This is a genomic window from Corallococcus sp. 4LFB, assembly GCF_046520365.1.
GTDB lineage: Bacteria > Myxococcota > Myxococcia > Myxococcales > Myxococcaceae > Corallococcus > Corallococcus caeni.
In genome coordinates, this window is record NZ_JBKGHJ010000942.1 from 1 (window position 1) to 1599 (window position 1599).

The 1599-nt window shown below is 70.8% G+C and carries 1 protein-coding gene; it reads right to left on the reverse strand.

From position 1 onward, the window contains the following. The coding region (locus ACLEQD_RS43020; RefSeq protein WP_410391737.1) for a condensation domain-containing protein at positions 1–1599 on the reverse strand (1599 nt) is incomplete at both ends.

The following is a 1599-nucleotide window of genomic DNA, read 5'->3' on the forward strand; positions in this document are numbered from 1 at the left end:
GGCCCTCCACCTCCGCGCGCGTGCGGCCCGCGATGGGCGAACCCACGCTGATGTCGTCCTGGCCGCTGTAGCGCGACAGCAGCACCTGCCACCCGGCCAGCAGCACCATGTACAGCGAGGCGCCTTCGCGCTGCGCGAGGCCTCGCAGGCCCTGGGCCAGCGACTGCGGCCAGAGGAAGCCCTGGGTCGCCCCCGCGTTGCCTCGCACCGCCGGACGCGGACGGTCCGTGGGCAGCTCCAGCATCGGCGGCGCACCGGCAAGCTTCTGCTTCCAGTAGTCCACTTCCCGCTGGAGCGTCGTGCCCTGCAACCAGCCGCGCTGCCACGCCGCATAGTCCGCGTACTGCACCGGCAGCTCCGGCAGCGACGAGGGCAGGCCGTGCACGAAGGCCGCGTAGAGCGTACTGACCTCGCGGATCAGCACGCCGAGCGACCATCCGTCCGACACGATGTGATGCAACGTGACGGCGAGCACATGCTCACGGGCGTCGAGCTTGAGCAGCAGCGCCCGGATCAACGGGCCATGTGCCAGCTCGAAAGGCCGCAGGACCTCCTGCTCCACACGCCGCTGGAGCCCGGCGGTGTTCGACGTCAGGTCGTCCACCACCAGGGTGAAGGCACTGCCGGCCGCGGCCCGTTGCACCGGCTCCGGGTTCCCCGCCACGAACGTCGTGCGCAGGGCCTCGTGACGGCGCACGACCTCACGCAGAGCGCGCTCCAGGGCTCCGACATCCAGGTCGCCTTCCAGCCGCACCGCCACGGGAACGTTGTAGAGCGCCGTCCCCGGCTCCAACTGGTCGATGAACCACAGCCGCTGCTGCGCGAACGACAGCGGCAGCGGTGCTTCCCGTGACACGCGCACGAGGGCCGGTGCCTTCGCGCGTCCAGCGCTCTCCAGCCGGCGAGCAAGGGACTCCACCGTGGGCGCCTCGAACAACGCGCGCAGTGGCAACTCCGCGCCCGTCTCCGCGCGCACCCGCGACACCACCTGCGTCGCCAGCAGCGAGTGGCCTCCCAGCGCGAAGAAGTCGTCCTTCACGCCTACCCGTGGGACTCGCAGCACTTCCGCCCAGATGGCCGCAAGCTTCGCTTCCGTCTCCGTGCGTGGTGCCACGTACGTGCGGGTGGAGGCCGGTGCCTCCGGCTCCGGCAGGGCCTTGCGGTCCACCTTGCCGTTGGCGTTGAGCGGCAGCGCCTCCAGCACCACCACTGCCCCGGGCACCATGTACTCCGGCAACCGCTGACGCAGGCTTGCCTTCAGCGCCTCTGCCTCCAGCGTCGCGCCTGCCTTCGGCGCCACGTACGCCACGAGCCGCTTCTCCGCGCCCTCCCCCTTCGCCACGACGACGGCTTCCTTCACCGCCTCCTGCTCGCGCAGGGCTGCTTCGACTTCGCCCAACTCGATGCGGAAGCCTCGCACCTTCACCTGGAAGTCCACACGGCCCAGGTACTCCAGCACTCCGTCCGCCCGGTACCGCACCCGGTCTCCCGTGCGGTACATGCGGCTGCCCGCCGGCCCATAGACTTCCGGCAGGAACTTCTCTGCCGTCAGCTCCGGCCTCAGCAGGTAGCCGCGCGCCTGGCCTTCTCCCGCCAGGT